At 51.1% G+C, this 19,620-nt stretch carries 21 protein-coding genes and 1 riboswitch; of the genes, 2 read left to right on the top strand and 19 right to left on the bottom strand.

Going from position 1 to position 19,620, the window contains the following annotated elements:
* Window positions 1–52: 52 nt before the first annotated feature.
* From AB1E22_RS17225 to dacD, 16 genes are all read right to left on the bottom strand, one after another.
* Entirely contained in the window at window positions 53–760 is a 708-nt protein-coding gene (locus tag AB1E22_RS17225; RefSeq protein ID WP_367596450.1) for a cobalt-factor II C(20)-methyltransferase, read from the bottom strand.
* A complete protein-coding gene (gene cbiK / locus AB1E22_RS17220; RefSeq protein ID WP_367596449.1) occupies window positions 757–1,554 on the bottom strand; it encodes a sirohydrochlorin cobaltochelatase in 798 nt (265 codons plus the stop codon). The genes AB1E22_RS17225 and cbiK overlap by 4 nt, the downstream gene beginning before the upstream one ends.
* On the bottom strand, window positions 1,554–2,327 hold the full coding sequence (locus tag AB1E22_RS17215; RefSeq protein WP_367597396.1) for a cobalt-precorrin-6A reductase: 774 nt from the start codon (window positions 2,325–2,327) through the stop codon (window positions 1,554–1,556). The genes cbiK and AB1E22_RS17215 overlap by 1 nt, the downstream gene beginning before the upstream one ends.
* Before the next feature lie 59 nt (window positions 2,328–2,386).
* Entirely contained in the window at window positions 2,387–3,112 is a 726-nt protein-coding gene (locus tag AB1E22_RS17210; protein ID WP_367596448.1) for a precorrin-3B C(17)-methyltransferase, read from the bottom strand.
* Window positions 3,106–4,167, bottom strand: coding sequence for a cobalt-precorrin 5A hydrolase (gene cbiG, locus AB1E22_RS17205; RefSeq protein ID WP_367596447.1), 1,062 nt, complete (start codon window positions 4,165–4,167; stop codon window positions 3,106–3,108). Before cbiG ends, AB1E22_RS17210 begins: the two co-directional genes overlap by 7 nt.
* A complete protein-coding gene (locus tag AB1E22_RS17200) occupies window positions 4,148–4,921 on the bottom strand; it encodes a cobalt-precorrin-4 methyltransferase (RefSeq protein WP_367596446.1) in 774 nt (257 codons plus the stop codon). Before AB1E22_RS17200 ends, cbiG begins: the two co-directional genes overlap by 20 nt.
* Window positions 4,914–5,483 (bottom strand): decarboxylating cobalt-precorrin-6B (C(15))-methyltransferase, encoded by a 570-nt coding sequence (locus AB1E22_RS17195; RefSeq protein ID WP_367596445.1) that lies wholly within the window; start codon window positions 5,481–5,483, stop codon window positions 4,914–4,916. The genes AB1E22_RS17200 and AB1E22_RS17195 overlap by 8 nt, the downstream gene beginning before the upstream one ends.
* Window positions 5,473–6,075, bottom strand: coding sequence for a cobalt-precorrin-7 (C(5))-methyltransferase (locus tag AB1E22_RS17190; RefSeq protein ID WP_367596443.1), 603 nt, complete (start codon window positions 6,073–6,075; stop codon window positions 5,473–5,475). Before AB1E22_RS17190 ends, AB1E22_RS17195 begins: the two co-directional genes overlap by 11 nt.
* The gene (gene cbiD / locus AB1E22_RS17185; protein ID WP_367596442.1) at window positions 6,069–7,205 is read right to left on the bottom strand and encodes a cobalt-precorrin-5B (C(1))-methyltransferase CbiD; all 1,137 of its coding nucleotides are present in this window, start codon (window positions 7,203–7,205) and stop codon (window positions 6,069–6,071) included. Before cbiD ends, AB1E22_RS17190 begins: the two co-directional genes overlap by 7 nt.
* Window positions 7,202–7,834 (bottom strand): cobalt-precorrin-8 methylmutase, encoded by a 633-nt coding sequence (locus tag AB1E22_RS17180; protein WP_367596441.1) that lies wholly within the window; start codon window positions 7,832–7,834, stop codon window positions 7,202–7,204. Before AB1E22_RS17180 ends, cbiD begins: the two co-directional genes overlap by 4 nt.
* Before the next feature lie 8 nt (window positions 7,835–7,842).
* Window positions 7,843–8,802, bottom strand: coding sequence for an adenosylcobinamide-phosphate synthase CbiB (gene cbiB / locus AB1E22_RS17175; RefSeq protein ID WP_367596440.1), 960 nt, complete (start codon window positions 8,800–8,802; stop codon window positions 7,843–7,845).
* Entirely contained in the window at window positions 8,799–10,181 is a 1,383-nt protein-coding gene (locus AB1E22_RS17170; protein WP_367596439.1) for a cobyrinate a,c-diamide synthase, read from the bottom strand. The genes cbiB and AB1E22_RS17170 overlap by 4 nt, the downstream gene beginning before the upstream one ends.
* A gap of 108 nt (window positions 10,182–10,289) precedes the next feature.
* A riboswitch (cobalamin riboswitch) is annotated at window positions 10,290–10,464 on the bottom strand.
* Between the two features lie 284 nt (window positions 10,465–10,748).
* The gene (locus tag AB1E22_RS17165) at window positions 10,749–11,069 is read right to left on the bottom strand and encodes a DUF496 family protein (RefSeq protein WP_064512128.1); all 321 of its coding nucleotides are present in this window, start codon (window positions 11,067–11,069) and stop codon (window positions 10,749–10,751) included.
* A gap of 156 nt (window positions 11,070–11,225) precedes the next feature.
* On the bottom strand, window positions 11,226–12,284 hold the full coding sequence (locus tag AB1E22_RS17160) for an FUSC family protein (protein WP_367596438.1): 1,059 nt from the start codon (window positions 12,282–12,284) through the stop codon (window positions 11,226–11,228).
* A gap of 89 nt (window positions 12,285–12,373) precedes the next feature.
* A complete protein-coding gene (gene sbmC / locus AB1E22_RS17155) occupies window positions 12,374–12,844 on the bottom strand; it encodes a DNA gyrase inhibitor SbmC (protein WP_367596437.1) in 471 nt (156 codons plus the stop codon).
* Window positions 12,845–13,050: 206 nt separating this feature from the next.
* The gene (gene dacD, locus AB1E22_RS17150; RefSeq protein WP_367596436.1) at window positions 13,051–14,217 is read right to left on the bottom strand and encodes a serine-type D-Ala-D-Ala carboxypeptidase DacD; all 1,167 of its coding nucleotides are present in this window, start codon (window positions 14,215–14,217) and stop codon (window positions 13,051–13,053) included.
* 740 nt (window positions 14,218–14,957) lie between these two features.
* On the opposite strand from dacD, the gene AB1E22_RS17145 reads away from it, so the two are divergent.
* Window positions 14,958–15,656 (top strand): acyltransferase family protein, encoded by a 699-nt coding sequence (locus tag AB1E22_RS17145; protein ID WP_367596435.1) that lies wholly within the window; start codon window positions 14,958–14,960, stop codon window positions 15,654–15,656.
* Between the two features lie 1,247 nt (window positions 15,657–16,903).
* Here AB1E22_RS17145 and AB1E22_RS17140 read toward each other — a convergent pair.
* The 3 genes from AB1E22_RS17140 to AB1E22_RS17130 all read right to left on the bottom strand — a co-directional run bounded on the left by AB1E22_RS17140 (window position 16,904) and on the right by AB1E22_RS17130 (window position 18,990).
* Entirely contained in the window at window positions 16,904–17,878 is a 975-nt protein-coding gene (locus tag AB1E22_RS17140) for an acyltransferase (RefSeq protein WP_367596434.1), read from the bottom strand.
* 72 nt (window positions 17,879–17,950) lie between these two features.
* Entirely contained in the window at window positions 17,951–18,601 is a 651-nt protein-coding gene (locus tag AB1E22_RS17135) for a hypothetical protein (RefSeq protein ID WP_367596433.1), read from the bottom strand.
* 71 nt (window positions 18,602–18,672) lie between these two features.
* A complete protein-coding gene (locus AB1E22_RS17130; protein ID WP_367596432.1) occupies window positions 18,673–18,990 on the bottom strand; it encodes a hypothetical protein in 318 nt (105 codons plus the stop codon).
* Window positions 18,991–19,054: 64 nt separating this feature from the next.
* Here AB1E22_RS17130 and AB1E22_RS17125 point away from each other — a divergent pair, with 64 nt between their 5' ends.
* Window positions 19,055–19,495 (top strand): ATP-binding protein, encoded by a 441-nt coding sequence (locus AB1E22_RS17125; protein ID WP_367596431.1) that lies wholly within the window; start codon window positions 19,055–19,057, stop codon window positions 19,493–19,495.
* Window positions 19,496–19,620 lie beyond the last annotated feature (125 nt).

The following is a 19,620-nucleotide window of genomic DNA, read 5'->3' as shown; positions in this document are numbered from 1 at the left end:
GCTTATCCGACCTACGATTTCGGTGTTGTGGGGGAGACATCCACCAAAGTTTTTAGCGCCGCCACTGCTTATTAACCAAAATGGTCGAGAAGTACGGCAGTTTTTGGTCGTCCGGCACGTCATCAAGACTCCGCCAGCACTGCTCGCCGGGTAATGTCGCTTCCGCCATTAGCACCGCGTGGTCGATAAGTTCGAGGTGTTGCAACAGCGCTTTGATCTGCGCGAAACGCCCATAGACTTTCATCAGCACCACGCAGTCATGGGAGCGTAACGCCTGAGTCAGTTCCTGATGCGAAGCGGTGCAAGACATCACCGCCATCGATTGCTGTTCCATCGCCAGCGGAAGCTGTGCCCGAGAAGCAATCGCCGCAAACGAGGTGACGCCAGGGACGATTTCCAGCCATTCAGGGTTACCCATTCGCGCCAGCAAAAACACCCAGGTGCTGAATAGCATCGAATCTCCAAGCGTGATGAATCCCACCTGTTTGCCCTGCTCGACTTCGTGTTTCAGTGCAGCGGCGGTTTCATCCCACACCACGGCTTTTTCGTCGTTATCGGCACTCATCGGGAAGTGGCAGGTGCGCACTTCGGTGGTATCGCTGAGATATTCGCGCACGATAGAGAGCGCCAGGCTGTCGCCGCCTTTGCGCCCTGCCGGGGCAAACAGCACGTCGAGTTTGCCGATGATACGTGCCGCACGCACGGTGATGAGATCGCTTGCCCCTGGGCCCGTGCCCAGAGCATATAAACGGCCGGTCATGCTGCCACCTCGCCTGTTGCTTTTTCTAATGCACGCTGCAAATGGTTAACGAACATCGCGCGAATTTGCGGGTTTTCTCCCAGACCTTGCAGCCACGGCTGCGCTTCAATGCCCGCGTCCTGCAACTGGGTTTTCCAGGAGTCTTCTTCGTCTGACGCCATGTCATTAATGGCGTGGTCGCCTGCCACCAGCATCAGCGGCATCAGGTGAACTTTACGCACTTTTTCTTGCTGTAAACCGCGCAGAATCAGGTCGATCTCCGGGTAGCTTTCTACCGCACCAACACGCGCAGGGATCTGGCGGGCTGCCATCAAGTGATCGAGGCAGGCGTAGGCAGAAAACGCGTGGTGGCTGGCACCGTGGCCCATAAATACCACGCGCTCGTCAGGGGCAAGCGCTGGCATTTGGTTTTGCAGCGCCGCAAGCAACAGATCGTAATCGTTGAAGTCACTCAGCAACGCATTGCCCAAAACCAGGCGCTGGAAGAGATGGCTGTATGTCTGTACCTCACGGGAGATTTTTTCGAACTCATCCCCGTTAATCACGTGCAGCGATTGCACCGCGACATCCTGGTAACCGAGTTCAGCCAGGCGAAGGAGCGCCTGCGCCGGGGAGTCAATTTCCAGGTTATCGCGCTGTTTTAGCTTGCGAATAATCATGCCGGAGGTAAACGCGCGGAACAGATCGCGATCCGGGAAAGTGGTGGCGAGCGCTTCTTCACACGCCACGATATTTTTGGCACAGGTGTCGTGATAACTGGTGCCAAAACTGATAACTAACAGGGCTTTTTTCATTATTTTCTCTCTTGCAGCCAGCGCGTTACGCGGTGGCTCACATCTTCACGGTTTTGCAGCAGTTCAGGACCGTCAACCAGCGGCTGTGGGCGCGTCACTACGACGCACGGAATACCGCGCTCAAGGGCTGGATTGACCTTATCCAGATACCCGCCTTCCGCCCCGGACTCTTTAGTGATCACCACATCGGGGGAGCAAAAGTCATAGGTTGCGGCGTTAAACTCAGCGCTAAACGGGCCGCGCATCGCAATAATGTTGTCTACACCCAGGCCCAGGGCTTCGCATTCGGCAATCACTTCGCAAGTCGGCAGCACGCGCGCCAGCAGGAATTTATCCGGCAGACCTTTTTGATACGCCGCCAGCTCTTTACTGCCGGTGGTGAGCAGCACACGCGGGCCGTACTCCTGCGCCACCGCGCACGCTTCTTGCAGGTTGGCGACTTTACGCAGCAGCGGGTGCTCCAGATCGTTAAGTTCGCTGCGGCGTTGATAGCGGCTTAACGTCACGCCCACCGTTTCGCAGGCGTGGCTGATGTTGCGGCTAAGCAGTTCCGCATACGGATGCGAGGCGTCAATCACCCAGCGCACCGCATGCGTCACCAGCCAGTCGGCAATTTCACTGGCATCAATACGCCCGACGCGAATCTCTCCGGCTATGTTCCCCGCCAGCGATTTCCCGACCGCGGTCGCCACCGATAAGGTGTAGGAAATGCGCTGTTCATCGAGGATCTGGCAGATAAAGCGCGCATCGCTGGTTCCGCCGAACACCAGCACCGGCGTATTAACGTCGGATGGCGCTTCGCTTATCCGACCTACAGGAGGCAGCGCTTCACTCACAGCTCGTAGCCTCGCGGAGTAATCATCAGGCCGTCGCGCACGTAAGTGGTTTGGTTTCCGACAATCACAAGGCTCGTCATATCGACCGGCTCGAAGTCCATCTCACCGAAGGTCGTCAGCCATTTTTGCTCTTTTTTACGCCCGGCCGCTTTCACTACGCCAACCGGCGTTTGCGGTTTGGTGAAGTCGCTCATCAGCTCGAACGCGCGTGCCAGATGCCCTTCGCGGCCGCGGCTGCGCGGGTTGTAGAAGCAGATAACAAAATCAGCAGACGCGGCGGCGATAATGCGTTTTTCGATAACCGGCCACGGCGTGAGCAAATCGCTCAGGCTGATGTGGCAGAAATCGTGCATTAACGGCGCGCCCAGCAAAGAAGCGGCGGCAATACTGGCGGTGATCCCCGCCACCAGGCGTACTTCGACGTCCAGTTGCTGGCTGGTTACCAGCTCCAGCACCAGGCCTGCCATGCCGTAAATCCCGGCGTCACCGCTGCTGATCAGCGCGACGTTGTGCCCGGCCTGCGCCAGTTCAATGGCGGTCTGGCAGCGTTCAATTTCGCGGCACATACCGGTTTTGATCACCTGTTTGTCGCCGGTTAACGGCTTAACCAGGTGGGTATAGGTTTTATAGCCGACAACAATTTCAGCTTCTTGCAGGGCAGCAATGGCTTCCTGAGTCATCATGGCTTCGCTGCCAGGGCCAATGCCGATTACCGTTAACATCTGTCTATAACTCCTAAAGTAATGGTGACGCCCTGCTCGCGCAGAGTCGTGCCAACCAAATTTCCGTGGCTCAGAAGCCACGCAGCCGGTTGTGAAACGCTGCCCACGCCCACGGTTTGACGCACAAATTCCGACGCGGGGAATCGATGTTCATGTTGGGCAAGTTGTTCAACGCTAAAAACTTCGAAAGGGACTTGATGGTGCTGCGCCAGATCGAGCAGCGCACGTTCATCTTTTTTGAGGGTCACGCTGCCGATGACGCGTAACGCCAGCGGGTCAAAATGATTTGCAGCCAGTTGCTGGCTAAACAATGTCGCCACCGTTTGCGATGGTGTATCGCGTCGGCAGCCCATTCCGGCTATTACGCGCTTAGGCACCAGTTTAAAAAGTGGAATAGTTTGCGCAGGCAGCACATCGCGCAGCGTGACGCAGACCAGCGCGTCAAGCGCCGGTAGCGCCCCGAGATCATCGACCGGGATAAACCCGCGCGTGTCGTATTGTTTGGCATGGGCCGCAAAATCGCGATCCCACCACAGGCCAACGCGCTTTTGGCTCACCAACATTTGGTTGACGGTTTTTACCGTCTGGCGGAAATCGAGCAGGGTGGCGTCGAGCTTTGCCGCCAGCGTATCGAGCGCTGCCAGTTGGTTAACATCGGTCGCGGTTGTGATCACCGGATCGGAGTCCAGAATTTCCGCCAGATGGCGGGTTAATTCATTCGCGCCGCCCAGATGCCCGGAAAGCAAGCTGATGACGTGTTCTGCCCGCTCGTCCATAACCACCACCGCCGGGTCGTGCATTTTGTCGCATACCAGCGGCGCGATGACGCGCACCACAATGCCTGTGGCGGCGATAAACACCAGCGCAGAATATTGGCTAAACGCCTGCTCTACGGTTTGCGCAAAGCTGCCGCCGAAGGGAATAAACCCCGGTTGCAGCAGTTTTTCGCTGGTAAAACAATCCAGCGCAAACTCAGACCGCAGACGCTGGGCAAGCGCCACGCCGCCGGGCGTCAGGCAAAATAGCGCGACCGACTCAGGCCTTGCGGTATTCATGGCTGAATCCTGCGTCGTAGAGTTTGGAGTAGTGATACTCTTCGCCCAAAAATGCGCCGACCATAATCAACGCGGTTTTACGGATCCCCGCTTCGCGCACTTTTTCGGCAATATCCGTCAGCGTACCGCGTAGTTCCTGGCAGTCAGGCCACGTCGCTTTATAGACCACGGCGACCGGGGTATCCGCAGGATAACCGCCTTCAATCAGGCGTTCGGCAACGCGGTTAATACGCTGCACCGAGAGAAAAATCGCCATGGACGTTTGATGCCTTGCGAACGATTCAAGCTGTTCGAGCGGCGGCATCGGCGTGCGGCCTTCAATGCGCGTGATGATCAGACTTTGCGAGACTTCCGGCACGGTGTATTCCACGCCAAGCTGGGCGGCGGCCCCTAAAAATGCACTGACGCCAGGCACCGAAACAAAACCGATTCCCCGCTCGGTCAGCACTTCACCCTGCTCACGAATCGAGCCGTAAAGAGAGAGATCGCCCGTTTGCAGGCGCACCACCAGCTTTCCAGCTTTCACGCCGTTTTCCATCAGCTCGATAATTTGCTCAAGATTCAGGCCGGCGCTATCGTGACATTCGGCGTTTGGCGGGCAGTAATCGAGCAGTTCAGGGTTAATCAGCGAACCGGCATAAATCACCACTTCCGCCTGCTGCAAAATTCGATAGCCTTTCAGGGTGATCAGCTCTTTGTCGCCTGGCCCCGCGCCGACGAACCAGACTTTGCGGGTATCAAAAATTTTAGACATCGCTTCCTTCCTTGAGGCAAGAAATCAAAAAGGTAGGGTTATTGGGTTTGAAGTAATGCCCGTTGCCTAGCTTCGCGAGGGTGGAGACCTGAAGTTGCAGGCAGTCGAAATCGCGAATAGCGCACTGCTCAAGGTGGGTTAAGGCGCAGGTTAAGTTTTCATGCAGAATAAAGGTCATCACCAGACGCCCGCCGGGGACCAGGTGCGCCAGCGACCAGTCAATAAGCTCGGTCAGTTGCCCGCCGCTGCCGCCGATAAATACCGCATCGGCCATCACATCTAATTCTATCGGCGCATAACCGCTGATTATCTCCACGTTCGGGCAGGCGAAAAGCTCACAGTTTTCAGCCATTAACGCCAGCGCGTCAGGGTTGCGTTCAATCGCCGCGACGTGCAGTTGCGGGTAACGCAATGCGGCTTCCAGCGACACGCTGCCGGTGCCTGCGCCAATGTCGATAAATCGTTTTGCGGTCTGAAGTTGTAAACGGTCCAGCGCCTGGGTGCGCACCACTTCTTTGGTCATCGGCACGCGTGCGCCGCGTAAAAAGAGATCATCTTTCATTGAGGATAATTACCACGTTCATCGCATAGCTCTGCGCCACATCAGCGGCGGCCACACGGTGGATTCGTTCATCGGCTGACGAGAGGTTCTCGCCAATAATAAGAGTGGGATTCAGGCCACGCGCCAGCAGCGCCTGGGCTATCGCGTGGGGCCCGATGATTTTGTCGGTCACCATGGCCACTTTGCGGTGCGCGGCAATCGCCTGAAAATCTGGCTCGCGTCCGTGGCTGCTGGTTATCCACAGATCGTTCATGTCGACCGCCGCTTTGGCGCACAAATATTGCACCGAGCTAATGCCGGGAATAATGCGCAGTTCAGCGGGCGAGAAATTGGCCGACAGACGTTTGCCGATGCCGTAAATTAACGGGTCGCCCGAGGCCAGGATCACCACGCGCTGGTGGATGCGCCCCCGCAGCCACGTCATCAGGCCGTCGAGATCGCTATCGAGTAAGCGTGTTTCACCGCCAAATTCAGCAAATAGCGACAACTGACGTGCGCCGCCGACCAATATCTGCGCGTCGGTAATCGCGTTACGCGCCTCGAAGGTGAGATATTCCGTGGCACCAGGGCCAATGCCCACTACGGTTAGCATCTGAAATCCTGCGCAATATCAGCCACCGGGCGGCTGCTGCCTAAAATCTGGTTGTCGAATGAGAACATAATGGCGTCGCATTTTGGCGGGGACTGGGTGAAGCGCAGCATCTCTTCCACGCGCTCGCAGATGCGCGTTGCGAGCCGTTCAAATACGCCCTGAAAGCCCTGCTCGGCGATGATCTCAAGCGCACCTTCGGTGGTGTCGCACTGGCTTACGGCTTCAAGCAAGGCAAAGGGCGCGCCCATCAACGCCAGGTGCGCCACCAGCGTCTCCATGCGCCCGTCGGCAATGTGGCTGTGAGTGTGGAAGATACCTGCGGCCACTTTGACGAGTTTGCCCGGATGACCAATCAGAACGATGTGGCGAAACTCCAGACGAACCGCTTCCTGAACCATGTAGCCGACGAAATTACTCATCGTTACCAGGCAGTCGCTATCTAACTGCAACTGCTCGCGCACAAAACGTTCGCCGTGGTTTCCCGGCACCAGGATGACTTTCTCAAGGCCTGCGGCGCGCTTCATTTCCAGCTCGAGTGCCAGGGAGCGTTTCCAGCTCTCTTCGGACATCGGCATTACAATGCCGGTGGTGCCGATAATGGAAATCCCGCCCAGAATGCCCAGGCGGTGGTTGTAGGTTTTCTTCGCCCGCTCTTCGCCTTCCGGTGCGAAAATTTCAATGTCTGCGCCGCGCTCCGTGCCAATCACTTCACGCACGCCCGCCTCAATGGTTTGACGCGGGGTGCGGTTAATCGCGGATTCGCCAATCGCCAGGCCAATGCCTTTGCGCGTCACCACACCCACGCCCATGCCACCGCGCAGGGTGATCGTGCCGCTGTCATTGAGCTGGACGCGGGCGAAGATCAACATGCCGTGAGTGGCATCGATGTCGTCCCCGCCGTCTTTGCGAATCGCCGCCGTCGCCTGCTGGCCTTCGATAATCGGCATTTCCACGTTGAGGTGCAGCGTGACACCGGAAGGCGTCACGATGGACACCTGGTCGATCACATGCTGGCGCAACACCATGAGTGCGGCGACTTTCGCCGCAGCCGTAGCACAGGATCCGGTGGTGTAACCTTTGCGATAGGCCTTGCCTTTATGCCAGACGCATTCGCCCTGTTGTTCGCTCACGCAGACTCCCGCAGGCGGTAAAGCAGCGCATTCACAATGGCGGCGGCCACATTGCTGCCCCCTTTGCGCCCGCGCGCGGCAATCGCCGGTAAGCCACTTGCCACTAACGCTTCTTTGGACTCTTCGGCACCGACAAAACCGACCGGCACACCGATAACCGCGGATGGCTGCGCGCCTTTTTCCAGCAGACGGAACAGCGCGGTTGGCGCGTTACCAAAGACAAAGATCTTCTCGCCCTCTTCTTGCAATGCGAGATCTACCGCCGCCATCGAACGCGTCATGCCCTGCTCTTTTGCATGGGCCACCACGCGCGGGTCGCTAATAAAGCAGCGGCAACTGCAACCGAATTGCGCCAGCAGGGTTTTGTTGATGCCTGATAACGCCATCGTGGTGTCGGTATATAAGGTGCAGCCGCGCTTCACGCTGTCGGTCAGTTTTTCGATGACATCCGGTGAGAACCACAGAATATCCAGCCACTCAAAATCGGCGGTAGTGTGGATAACCCGTTTGATCATCGCTTCCTGAATGGCGTCGTTAAAGCGGTAATCCGGGCGTTCAGCGGCAATAATCTCGCTGATAATTTCAAAGCTGTGTTGTTCAATAAGCTGGGGTTGTTGCAAGTATTTCATGAGAATCCTTATGCGATGCCAAACGTCAGCCAGCGCAGTGCGGCAAACAGCAGCAAAGCTTGCAGGGAAGCCAACATCATGAGTTGAATGGTGCGTGTAATGTCGTCGAGGGCGATGCCGCGCTGCTCATCCCCCATCCAGGGTTTTTCTACCCGTTCGCCAAAATAGGTGTTTGGCCCGCCAAGACGGATTCCCAGCGCTCCCGCAACCGTGGCCTCAGGCCAGGCGCAGTTTGGGCTGCTGTGCTGGTAGCGATCTCGCCAGCCTATGCGCAGCGCCCGGCTGAAATCGGCCCGCAGGCACCAGGCGGAGGCGCTTAACAGCAGCCAGCTCAAACGGGCAGGAATGTAGTTGGCGAGATCGTCGAGTCGGGCGCTCACGTAGCCAATGGCCCGGTATTTTTCGGTTTTGTATCCGACCATGGAATCGAGGGTGTTGATGGCTTTGTAAGCCATCGCCAGCGGTGCGCCCCCCAGCATCAGGAAGAACAGCGGCGCAATGACGCCGTCAACGCTGTTTTCCGCCACGGTTTCTACGACCGCGCGAGTGATTTGCGGGCGCTCGAGCTGCGAAGTATCGCGCCCGACAATCCACGAGAGTTTTTCGCGGCTATCGGCAAGCGTTCCGTCTTTGAGGGCGCGGTAGACCTCAAGAGCCGCATCGCTCAGGCAGCGGGCGGCAAGCACGGTGTAAATCATCCACACTTCAACTAACCAGCCGACGCACGGATGAATGAAGTTTGCGAGGTGCAAAAGCCCCCAACTGGCGCTCAGAGTGGTGCCCACCACTACCAGCCAGAGCACACCGCCGCCCATTTTCAGGGCGCGTTCGCTTTTGCAAAACTTGCGCACCACGCGCTGCGTCACGGTGATGAGATTGCCAATCCAGCGCACCGGATGCGGCCAGTGCGGCGGGTCGCCGAGCCAGTAATCCAGCAGCCAGGCTGCCGCCCATGCGAGTAATGTCATAGATGATTCCTTGCAAGCGTGAGCCATTGGTCCAGCAAGCCTGGTCGCTGGGCGAAATGCACATGCAGATAGCTGGCGAAGGTTGCGTGGTGCTGAATGCCGCTCTGCCAGCGCGAAATCGCCACGCCATCTCGCCATTTGCAGCAATCAAAAGCGGCAGGTAATGGGCCGCTAAAGTCGGAATAATGGAATTCATGCCCGCGTAACGTTTCGCCCTTGCGGGCAAGCAGTGTGTCTACCATGGCGGTCGCTTCACTGTAGCCAAAACGCGTGAGGCGCTTGCCCATCTGGCTGTGGCCGGGCAACACGCCGCACATCGCGTGGGTTTCGCCGTTGCCGTCGGTCAACGATTCCCCCAGATACATCAGGCCGCCGCATTCGGCGTACATCGGAATACGTTTTTCATGGGCGTTGCGGATGGATTCGCGCATGCTGACGTTGGCGGCAAGTTTTGCGGCATGCACTTCGGGGTAGCCGCCGCCTATCCAAATCATCTGGCAATCGGGCAGTTTGTCATCATGCAGAGGGCTAAAACGCTGGATTTTCACCCCTGCACGCTCCAGCATTTCGAGGTTATCGGGGTAGTAAAAGTTGAAGGCTTCGTCTTCGGCGAGGGCAAGCGTGAGCCCGTCGGCTAATGCCGCGTCAGGCATACCGGGCGCTTCGCCGTGCGGCAGTTCATCCAGGCGAGAGAGTTCCAGCAGACGGTCAATATTCACCGTGTCTTCAAACTGCTGCGCCAGACGTTGCCAGCGTTCATCCTGAGGAGCATTTTCCTGAGCCGGAACCAGCCCGAGATGGCGCGACGGTAAAGCCACGTCCGCCATCACCGGCACGCGCCCTAACACCGGCAGCCCGCAATAGCGGGTGATCGCCTCGGCGAGCAGTTGATAATGGCTGTCGCTGTTGACGCGATTGAGGATGACGCCCGCAATATTAAGCGTTGGGTCAAAGTGCTGGAACCCCATCACCGTGGCGGCAATAGAGGTTGAAACGGCTTTGCCGTCCAGGAGCAGTATTACCGGGCAACCGAGCTGCTTTGCCATCGCGGCACTGCTGCAATAGTTCGGGTCGGTGCCGTAGCCGTCGTACAACCCCATCACGCCTTCGATAACGGCGACGTCTGCCTGCTGCATCTGTTTTGCGAACAGGCCGTTTAGCGTGGGAGTGGGCAACATAAACGCATCAAGATTGCGCGAGGCGATACCGGTGACGGCGCTGTGCCAGCCGCTGTCGAGATAATCTGGGCCAATCTTGAAAGGTTGAACACGCAGTTCGCGCTGCATAAGTGCACGAAGTAACCCAAGCGTGACGGTGGTTTTCCCGCAGCCGCTGCTGGTTCCTGCAATAACGAATGCGTGTTTCGCTGCCCCTGCCATAGTTGCCTTATTACTTTTTTCGGCAATAAGAGGCTGTCAGCACGCGCGCACGCGCCCGGAGGCGATACGCATCTGATGACAACTGACTTCCCACCGAAGGAGTTGTTAGAGTTGGCTGACAGGTCGGTCTTCTGGCTTAGCGTCATTCTCGCCCGCCCTTCCCAATCTTTAGATCAGTGGTTACGCGGGTTCGTCGGCATCACAGCAGCGGGGGCTGCGGGGGAATGTCACCCCCTTCCCAGCCATGTTTGAGCGACATGGCATAAACGAGTCAGTATGTCGGTTTTCCTGCATGAGGTTTAAAACATCATGCAGATGAATATGTAAAAGCTGACACAGTTTAAAAGCTAATGGATATGGAGTGTTGCGCTATAACAATTTTTACTGATTTTTTAAGCGCGGGTAAGCCTTCACGCCTGGATTTACCTTTTATTATCCGATACCTGTAATCCCTGACAGATAAGGCATTACCCCATTTATAGTAGGTGCAGCCTACCCCCTAACTTTTTAAAGGCGAAAAAAAACCGCCAGCGGCGGTTTTTAAGTAGTGATTGAAACCAGCGGGGATTACTCCGGCTTGATTTCGCCCATGACTTTAAGTTTTTTGGAAATTTCACGACGTTCTTTAGACAGTTCCGCGTTTTTGATGATGTAGTCATCAACACGGTCTTCGTAGTCGGTTTTCATGCTGGCGATGATGCCCTGGATAGCTTCAATGCTCATGCCTGGCTTGATGTAGTCGCTCAGGTTGTCGAGCAGCAGAACACGTTTTGAGTTATCACGAATTTTTTTCTGTACGTCCTGGATTTCACGTTGCAGTTTGTTTTTGCGACGGAACAGACGCACGAACTCAAGCACGTCCTGGAAAGATGGTTTTGTTGGTTCCATTTTTATACCCCTGCTAATTTCATACTCGGATTCGTTAAGACAGCCGCCATAAGGTAACCTTAATGGTAGCGGCAGCCACTGACAATGGGTCTCTTTCGCTATCTTAACCTCAATTGATGCTGAATCGAAACCAGCAATTCATATCAGGCTATGCAATTATTTGCGTAACGCGCGGCAGATCAACTGCGACAGCAATTCAAGCTGGCGTGCAAGCTCAAGACTTAACCAAACATAACCATGAATGGGGGTTTCCTGAAGTTTCCCATTTTGGCTATCTTGCATTAACTGGCGCAACTCACTGACGATTTCCGTCAGTTTTTCATTGTTCGCAGAAATGGGTGACGGGTTTCCGTCGTGTAAAGCGAGCGCTATAGACGAAAGCGTGTGCAGCGTCATCTGCTGGGTATCGCGCAGTGTGCGCGCGTTGATCATCAGAAAATGGCTTTCACGAGAGGCCCAATAGGCGTTGGCCTGTAACTCCAGTGTACACACCATATTGCGGCTTACGGTTTGTATCGCTTCGAAGATGGATTTCTGAATATGCGTTTCTTTGCTGCTCGGCCCAATCAGCGCGCGCATTCTTACTACATCCGTCAGCACACGTTGTAAGTGTTTATCGAGGCGCGGGCGCTCCAGCAGGTTAGGCGATAAACCGGCGTTATAAACACGACTGAATGCTGTGACAAAATTCGCCATTTGTATCCGCCAGTGGATAAAGGCGCGCTGCGGATAAATACTGGTAAAAAGCATAGCCAGCAATGAGCCAAAAATGACATCGCCGCTGCGCCACAGGGCAATTTTCATGTCTCCCGCCGGCGCACTCACCACGACCGCAAGGGTAATACCAATCAGTAACGCCTGATACGGGCGTTTGCCGAGCGCCAGAAAGCCGCAAATAAACATCGCAACGGCACACCAGGCCAGCATTAACGGCAATGAAATAAGTTCCAGACGCAGAGCCACCAGCCCCATCGCCGCGCCACAAATGGTGCCGCCAATACGCTCAAACGCGCGAGGCACGACATTGCCCCAAAAAGAGATCGGCCCCATGACGACCACGAGAGTGATCAGCGGCCATGTTCCCTCAGGAACCTGTAACAGGCGAACAATGAGAAATGTGAGGATAAATGCCAGCGCGATACGAACGCCATGCACCGTTCGGTAATTGCGATAGATGCGGAGCTCAAAGGGACTTAGTGATTTGTCGGGGCGCACACCCGGCTCTCCTGAAAACAAAAACGGGATTGTACCTGTTTTTCTTGTGGGGGCATCACAAAGTTAGGGGGCCTGCGCCCCCATCAGCTTCAGACTTGATCTGCTACCGGAATATACATGTCTATTTCCCAAACGCCGCTTTCGGAACCATCATTCAGATAGTGTTCGAAGCAGGGTTTGCCTGTTATCCGGTAGCGTTTATCGCCTTCTACCGCGTCGAAGAAACTTTCCCATTGTTGCTGAAAGTCATTGTTGTCGACGCGTGCTCGGGCAACCGCATACTGCCCACCTTCGATGTGGGTGACTATTACGCCTTCGCTGTTTTCCGGCACGGTAAAGTTTTCGGCAACGGAGACGACGGTGTCACAGCGGAGCTTTTCCGCAGGGACAACATCAGGGTTGTCGTAGTAAACCGCCAGCCACTCTTCGCCGACGATTTTATGCGATTTCACCCACAGGGAAAGCTGCTCAAAACCTTGATGCACCGTCTTTTCCCAAGGCCCAACCATATGAAAACCGGCTACTTTACGCTCATGAACTTGCTGCACGTTAAATTCCATATGACCTCCTGATTAGATTAAAACACTGTATGTTTATACACCACGTTATTGCAGGTAAACAATCCTTTGTCAGGATGGCGTGGTTACTTTGCGAGCATGGTCGCTTTTCGCAATTCTTTTGCCTGTAGATCTTAGTCCTGTAGATCTTAGTCCAGACAAAAAAAAGGGCCGACATTGCTGTCGACCCTTCTTGTTCAAACCTTGTATTACAGCTTGTGGCTCAGGTAATCCTTGAATCGGGACCAGGCGCTACCTTTTTTGACATCTGCCAGCGTCACCAGGGGCCAGTGCGCAATAAGTTTGTCGCGATCAAATAGCTCGATTTCGCCAACATGTTGGTTTGCGGCAACCGGCGCTTCCATCTCCTGGCTTTCGAGAACATATTTAGCTTTAATGTTAGGCACTTCGGCTTTTGGCAGCGCCAGATAGACATCCTGATTTGTGCCTACGTCTACGCTTTTTTTATCGCCATACCAGACAGTTTCGCTGCCAATTTTTCTGCCTTTATGCAGAACCTGCAAGGTATCGAAATTATCCTGGCCCCAGTGCAGTAATTTACGCGCCTGCTCTTCACGCCCCTTAGGGCTTTCCCCGCCCATCACGACGGCAATCAGGCGGCGATCGCCATCAACGCTGGAAGCGATAATGTTAAAACCCGCAGTGGCGGTGTGGCCTGTTTTCAGGCCGTCCACGTTGAGATTTTTATCCCAAAGCAGACCATTACGGTTCTGCTGAGTGATGCCGTTCCAGGTGAGGCTACGCTCGCTGTACATATGATAAAAATCGGGTTCGCCATGGATAATTGCGCGGGATAACACCGCAAGATCGTAGGCCGAACTATGCTGGCCAGGCGCATCAAGGCCGTGAACGGTTTCAAAGTGGGTATCGCGCAGACGGAGTTGCTTCACATATTTGTTCATCATCGCCACAAATTGCGGCTGCCCGCCAGCGACGTAATCGGCCAGCGCGACACAGGCATCGTTCCCTGAATCAACAATCAAACCGCGGCTTAAATCACGCACCGTTAATCTGTCTCCCGCTTTGAGAAACATCAGCGAAGAGCCGTCGAACACTGGATTGCCTTTCGCCCAGGCATCTTTCCCGACCGTGACCATATCGTCCGGCGTGATGCGCCCGCTATCAATAGCGCGATCGACCACATAGCCGGTCATCAATTTGGTAAGACTCGCCGGGTTGCGTCGCACGTGTTCATTCTGCGCAGTCAGCACTTGCCCGGTGGTGTAATCCATCAAAACCCACGACCCCGCCTGGATTTGTGGCGGTGGTGGCGCATTAACAAAGGAATCGTCGGCAAAAGCGGAGTGAGCAGAAAGTGACAACAGTGAACAGACAGCAAACAGACGGATCTTCAACGATATACCCTCGGTGACAATAAATTCAGCCGCCTCTTTTACTGGAGTTTTCGACTTTTTTCGCAATTAAATTGCAAAAAGATATGAACAGAGAAATTTACCTCCACCTTTTGCAGGGTTTCCCTTATGGTGCAGGCAGCCTGCTAATGGTTTACCATGAGCATAGGCACCATCATAAAATGTCGATTGATTCATGGAGAGAGTTTTAGTGGGATTTCAGTTTAATAACAACATGTTAAACAGCACTCAAGGGCGGGTATAAATCGTGAATAATTCAGAACAACAACCTACCTTCCTCTTTCATGATTATGAGACAGTGCCAGAAAACCCTTGCTACGACTGACTTCATGAAACGAATTGGTTAGTTTGGTACGCAATTTGGTACACCGCCTCGATTTCATCACTCAATTAACATCTCGCTCTCTTCTACTATATAGAAGAAAACTTTTGTCCCATCCATGCCCCATCACATCACCGGCACATCGTCGGACTCTCCACTACAGGCGTCGTTAAGTATCCATGTCACAACGCCGAACACGCCGTCATTTTCAAAATATTCATCCATTTTGAATTTCTGCTCTGGCCTGTTGATGTCTTCCAGATCCACACTCGGCAGGGTCTTGTACCGCAGAACGCGAAACTCATCGTGTTTATATCAACGCAAGGTTTTCTATCATTTTTTTTCTGCTCCATATATCATATGGCCATAATTTCTCCTTATCTTTATTCTTTGGTGTGCTATGAAATCTGTTTCTGATGTTCTCAAAAGGGACAATAATAACTTTGACTTATTGCGGATTTTTTGCGCTATTATGGTAATATTTGCCCATAGTTACTATCTATCTAACGCCAATGGAGCTCCGGAGCCACTACAGTCATTACTGCCATTTACCTATACAGGCTCAGTTGCAGTAAAAATATTTTTCTTTATAAGTGGCTTGTTAGTTACAAACAGTTTAATTTCAAATAAAAGTACAATTCATTTTTTAGTTTCACGTTTTTTTAGAATATATCCAGCATTTATATTTGTAATTTTATTTACGGCTATTGTGGTTGGGCCTATCGTAACAAGTTTAGATATTGCCAGTTATTTTTCAAATCCACTAACAGTCGATTACATTAAAAATAGCTCAGTTTTTGATATGGCTTTTATGCTACCAGGTGTATTTGATGCCAATATATACAAAGGATCAGTAAATGGGTCACTTTGGACAATACCATATGAGGTAGCATCATATGCTGTTTTATTGGGATGCTTTCTGTTAACAGAAAATAAAAACAAATACATATCATCATTAATATGTTTAATTGTAATCATCTCACCAATAACTGGTTGGAATAGGTTTTTATTTATAAACTCTGACAATGCAGATGTATATTTGATGGCACCATGCTTTGCTCTCGGTGCATTATTCGCAATTCATAAAGAAAAAAATTAGTTTCACTTCACATTCCAGCCGGAATCGCAATATTATATTTCTTCATCTCTAGTGAAATCATAAAGCACCTGCTTTTTTATTTTTTCATATGCACCTCGGCCCTGTATTTGTCATCACTAAAAATAATACGCAGAATAAAAGTAAAACATGACATATCCTATGGCGTTTATCTATGGGGGTTTATGATTGAGCAGATTGTTTATTATTACCTTCCAAGCCTTTCATTGCATTTGAATCAGGCGCTCTGTATTATCCTGAGTGTTATTTTTGGGTATTTATCTTTTATTTTAATAGAAAAGCCATCCATGAGAATTGGTAAGATTATTTCCTCAAAAATTTCATAGATTAATCATTATTAATGGGGCGCGAGCCCCACTGTTTATAATTAATTTATGCCGCTGTTGTTGCAGAAACCTTCCATTGACCTGAAATGTACGTCCACTTCCATGGTCCCGGGGTGGATTGATTCAATAACTCCCATTTTGTTCCAGGGGGAATACCGAAGTATCACCGGTTGGAGTGCTAACTGATAAAACCGTCATATACCCTGACTCTAATCTGCAAAGGGCTGTCCAGGAATTGTTGCCAGTAACGCAATAAACACCGTCAAAATCAATCTTTATGACCCTGCTTTGTGCCTCTCCCCATCTTATTCTGTTAGATGTATAATCTGGCATGACTGTGCCATTCCTTGTTAATGTCGCATCATTTAAGTAAACATACTTGCTGGCCACACTGCCAGTGAAATCTGAGAAGTGACATGCATCAAAAGAAACAAAGCAAGATTGTAAGTCTATAGCCTCCCCCCTCCATCAAGAATATTTAATCCCCTAAAGGCCGAAACGGAGACCCTGCTTCCATTGAGTTCAATAATCTTACCTGTAACACTCTCACACCCACAGCCAGAAAGTGAAACACCCGTACAGTCTTTTAATCTATATGCCGTACCATTTACAAAGTCAGCCGCACAACACGTAAATGAACTATATGTGATATTTTTAAGGTCATATGCAGTATTTGAAACATTGCGGACATACATATTACTAATATGAGGTTCTGATTTTGTAGAACATGGAAGTACACGAAACATCACGCATTTAGACAGATGCTTAGCGCGAACTTTGAGAACAAAGGTCACAGTTCATGAGAGTTCGCGCTAATTTTTTGTCACATCCATGCCCCATCACATCACCTGCACATCGTCGGACTCTCCACTCCTGGCGTCGTTAAGTATCCATGATAACTAATCAAACCACCCTTCTTATATATTTTATCCTACCTATCACGGAGCATATTGATAACGATGCAATGACGGTAAACGTAAATGAAAAAACATAAGACGCAAAAGGCATGGATATATATAATTTAACCCATGGAAATATACATAAAATCACAGATACGTGAACACAATAAATCCCTAGCGATCTACTTGATATAACACTGGTCACTGAGCTAGATTTATCAAATGACAAGAGGTAATAAAAAATAGAAAGCGATTGCATTGCAACCAGTGGGCTTGTGTATTCATAATACTCCTCTGAAGGAATCCCTGTTTTTGCGGAATTAACAATAGTCAAAGCTGAAATCGCACCAGTAAATACTGCGAAAAAAATAAGACATATGTTTTTATTAAATTCAAACCTAGTATTGATGTCTCTAATCAAAGCCCCGGCGAGAAGATAAAACACGTAAGTAGAGAACTGACCAAGATAGTATCTATTTATAACATCAACACCAATGTATGAGCCACCAAGAATCAAACAAGTAAGCCATAGAGACACATAAAAAATCTTGTCAGATAAAGATGAGGACACATACCATCCTGACAAAATAGGAACTGTTAGATAAACGCCTACAATTAAGTATAAGTACCATAAGTGGAACATCGGTGGTTCAATAAGTATTCTGATAAATGAAATTATTGATATCGGCGCATCTCCTACTATAGAAATAAAGACCACATAAAAACCACCCCAAAATAAAATAGGTGGAATCAATCTTGAAACCCTTTTTTTCATGAAAGTTATTACACCGACCGGCTTCCCTACCAGAAGGTATCCAGATAGCATCAAGAAAAGTGGTACGCACGGCCTCATTGCTGCGCCAATTACCGCAAAAACAGGCCAGTAACTAGAAATGTCGTGGAAATACTGCGAGTTTATGTGCAGTATAACCACCATGATTGCTGCTAATGCTCGTATGTTGACTGCTTTTTCATCCATTCTTATTTTCGCCACCAGAATTTTTATAGATGAAATGCTAAACAATATTTTAGCAAGTGCAAACAAAATATATTAAAGAATGCTACCAGTAACATGCCATGTGTTGTCAGCTAGCCATATCCACTTGTAAGGGCCGGTTACGGATGGGTATAACAATTCCCACCTGGTCCCTGCTGGGTAGGTGTTTGCATCACCGGTTGGCGGATTTTGAGAAAGTACAGTTATCACTCCACCTTCAACCCGTCCAAGCACAACATAAGTGGAATTCCCAGCTACAGAATATGCTCCTTTTTCATCAGATATATTTATGATTGATTGCACTACTCCCCATGCAATACGATCATTTGAATGATCCGGGAAAATTGAATTATTTGAGTTAACAATAGCACCATCAAGCTTAGTATATTTCGGAGAACTCCCATCTGAGTAATCAGGTAAATAAGAACAATTTACATCAACCGCAGATGATAAAATAATTAACGACTCCTTCTCTCCACGCTTTGGATTTACAGACCTAAAACTATCTAAGAATACCCTCGATCCTTGGATATCAAATTGTGTGCCTGTAACGCTCTCGCATCCACAGCCAGAAAGTGAAACACCCGTACAGTCTTTTAATCTATATGCCGTACCATTTACAAAGTCAGCCGCACAGCACGTTAATGAGCTATATGTAATGTTTTTTAGGTCATAAGCAGTATCTGAAACATTGCGGACATACATATTACTAATATTATACGTGGTACCGCCTACATCAATTTTTACCCCTGTCGCAACATCCTTAATTGTAATATTTACCAGGTTTGCAGCCAGCTATCAGAAGTGCGATATCCGGTTTGTACGTTGTGTATATATAAACCTTCAAGCCTGACATCGTAACTAATAGCGCTATATACCCCGAATTCACTAGGCATTGTCGCTGTACACAAAAGGCTAAGAACTATAATGCGCGTACTGCGCGTCTGATTCCCGTCAAGATTGCCCGCCGTGTCACTGTCCATATCTACAGCGGCGATAAAGTCTTTTGAGAAGCTGTGCGGCACTCCCTGCCACATGCGATCCGGAACGGTTTTAATATCGTTACCTGTTTTAATTAATCCACAGGAATCCATACCGCCCCCCTCCAGCGTGACACGTGGAGGAACGATAGCGCCATACTTAATATCGTAAAATCCATTGAGCCTTAATGTACCTCCTTTACGGCTGGCACTTACCGGGCCAAGTGGTTCAGGTAAAACTTACAGCGCACTGCTCATCGCCAACCTACCATGTGGCACCCTGCTATACGCAGCACCACAACTCCAACCGTCAAGTAATCCTGAACAGTTGGAACCTGTAAGCGAGCCTTACAAGTTGCCAATGCAGGTAATAGTTTTTGATTCGCACGGCACGCTGCGTTTCAAGGAAAACCAGATCGTCAGAAAGTTACTGGATTTCTCAACGGCGCATGGCTATGGATTGAATGAGATGGCGCTAGATGATTTTTCCGACGACGACCGCATGCAGTTGGCGCAACTAATAGGATACAGCTTGAGCGGTTACGGGACCCTGTCGTATGTTTCCGATGAATCATATTGTCGTGATTCGGCATCCGCACCAAATCCAGAAGTGTCATAAATAACCCACAAAACCATTTCCACACACAAAATAGCTCACATGTAAACCACGAGCCACATCACAGTTTATCAGTGAGCTAATCAGCTTAGATTTTCAGATTAAAGACTATATATGACCGCCGAGTG

Origin of the sequence: Buttiauxella gaviniae (assembly GCF_040786275.1) — a bacterium.
GTDB classification, from domain to species: Bacteria; Pseudomonadota; Gammaproteobacteria; order Enterobacterales; family Enterobacteriaceae; genus Buttiauxella; species Buttiauxella gaviniae_A.
This window is presented reverse-complemented; position numbering and strand designations above follow the sequence as displayed.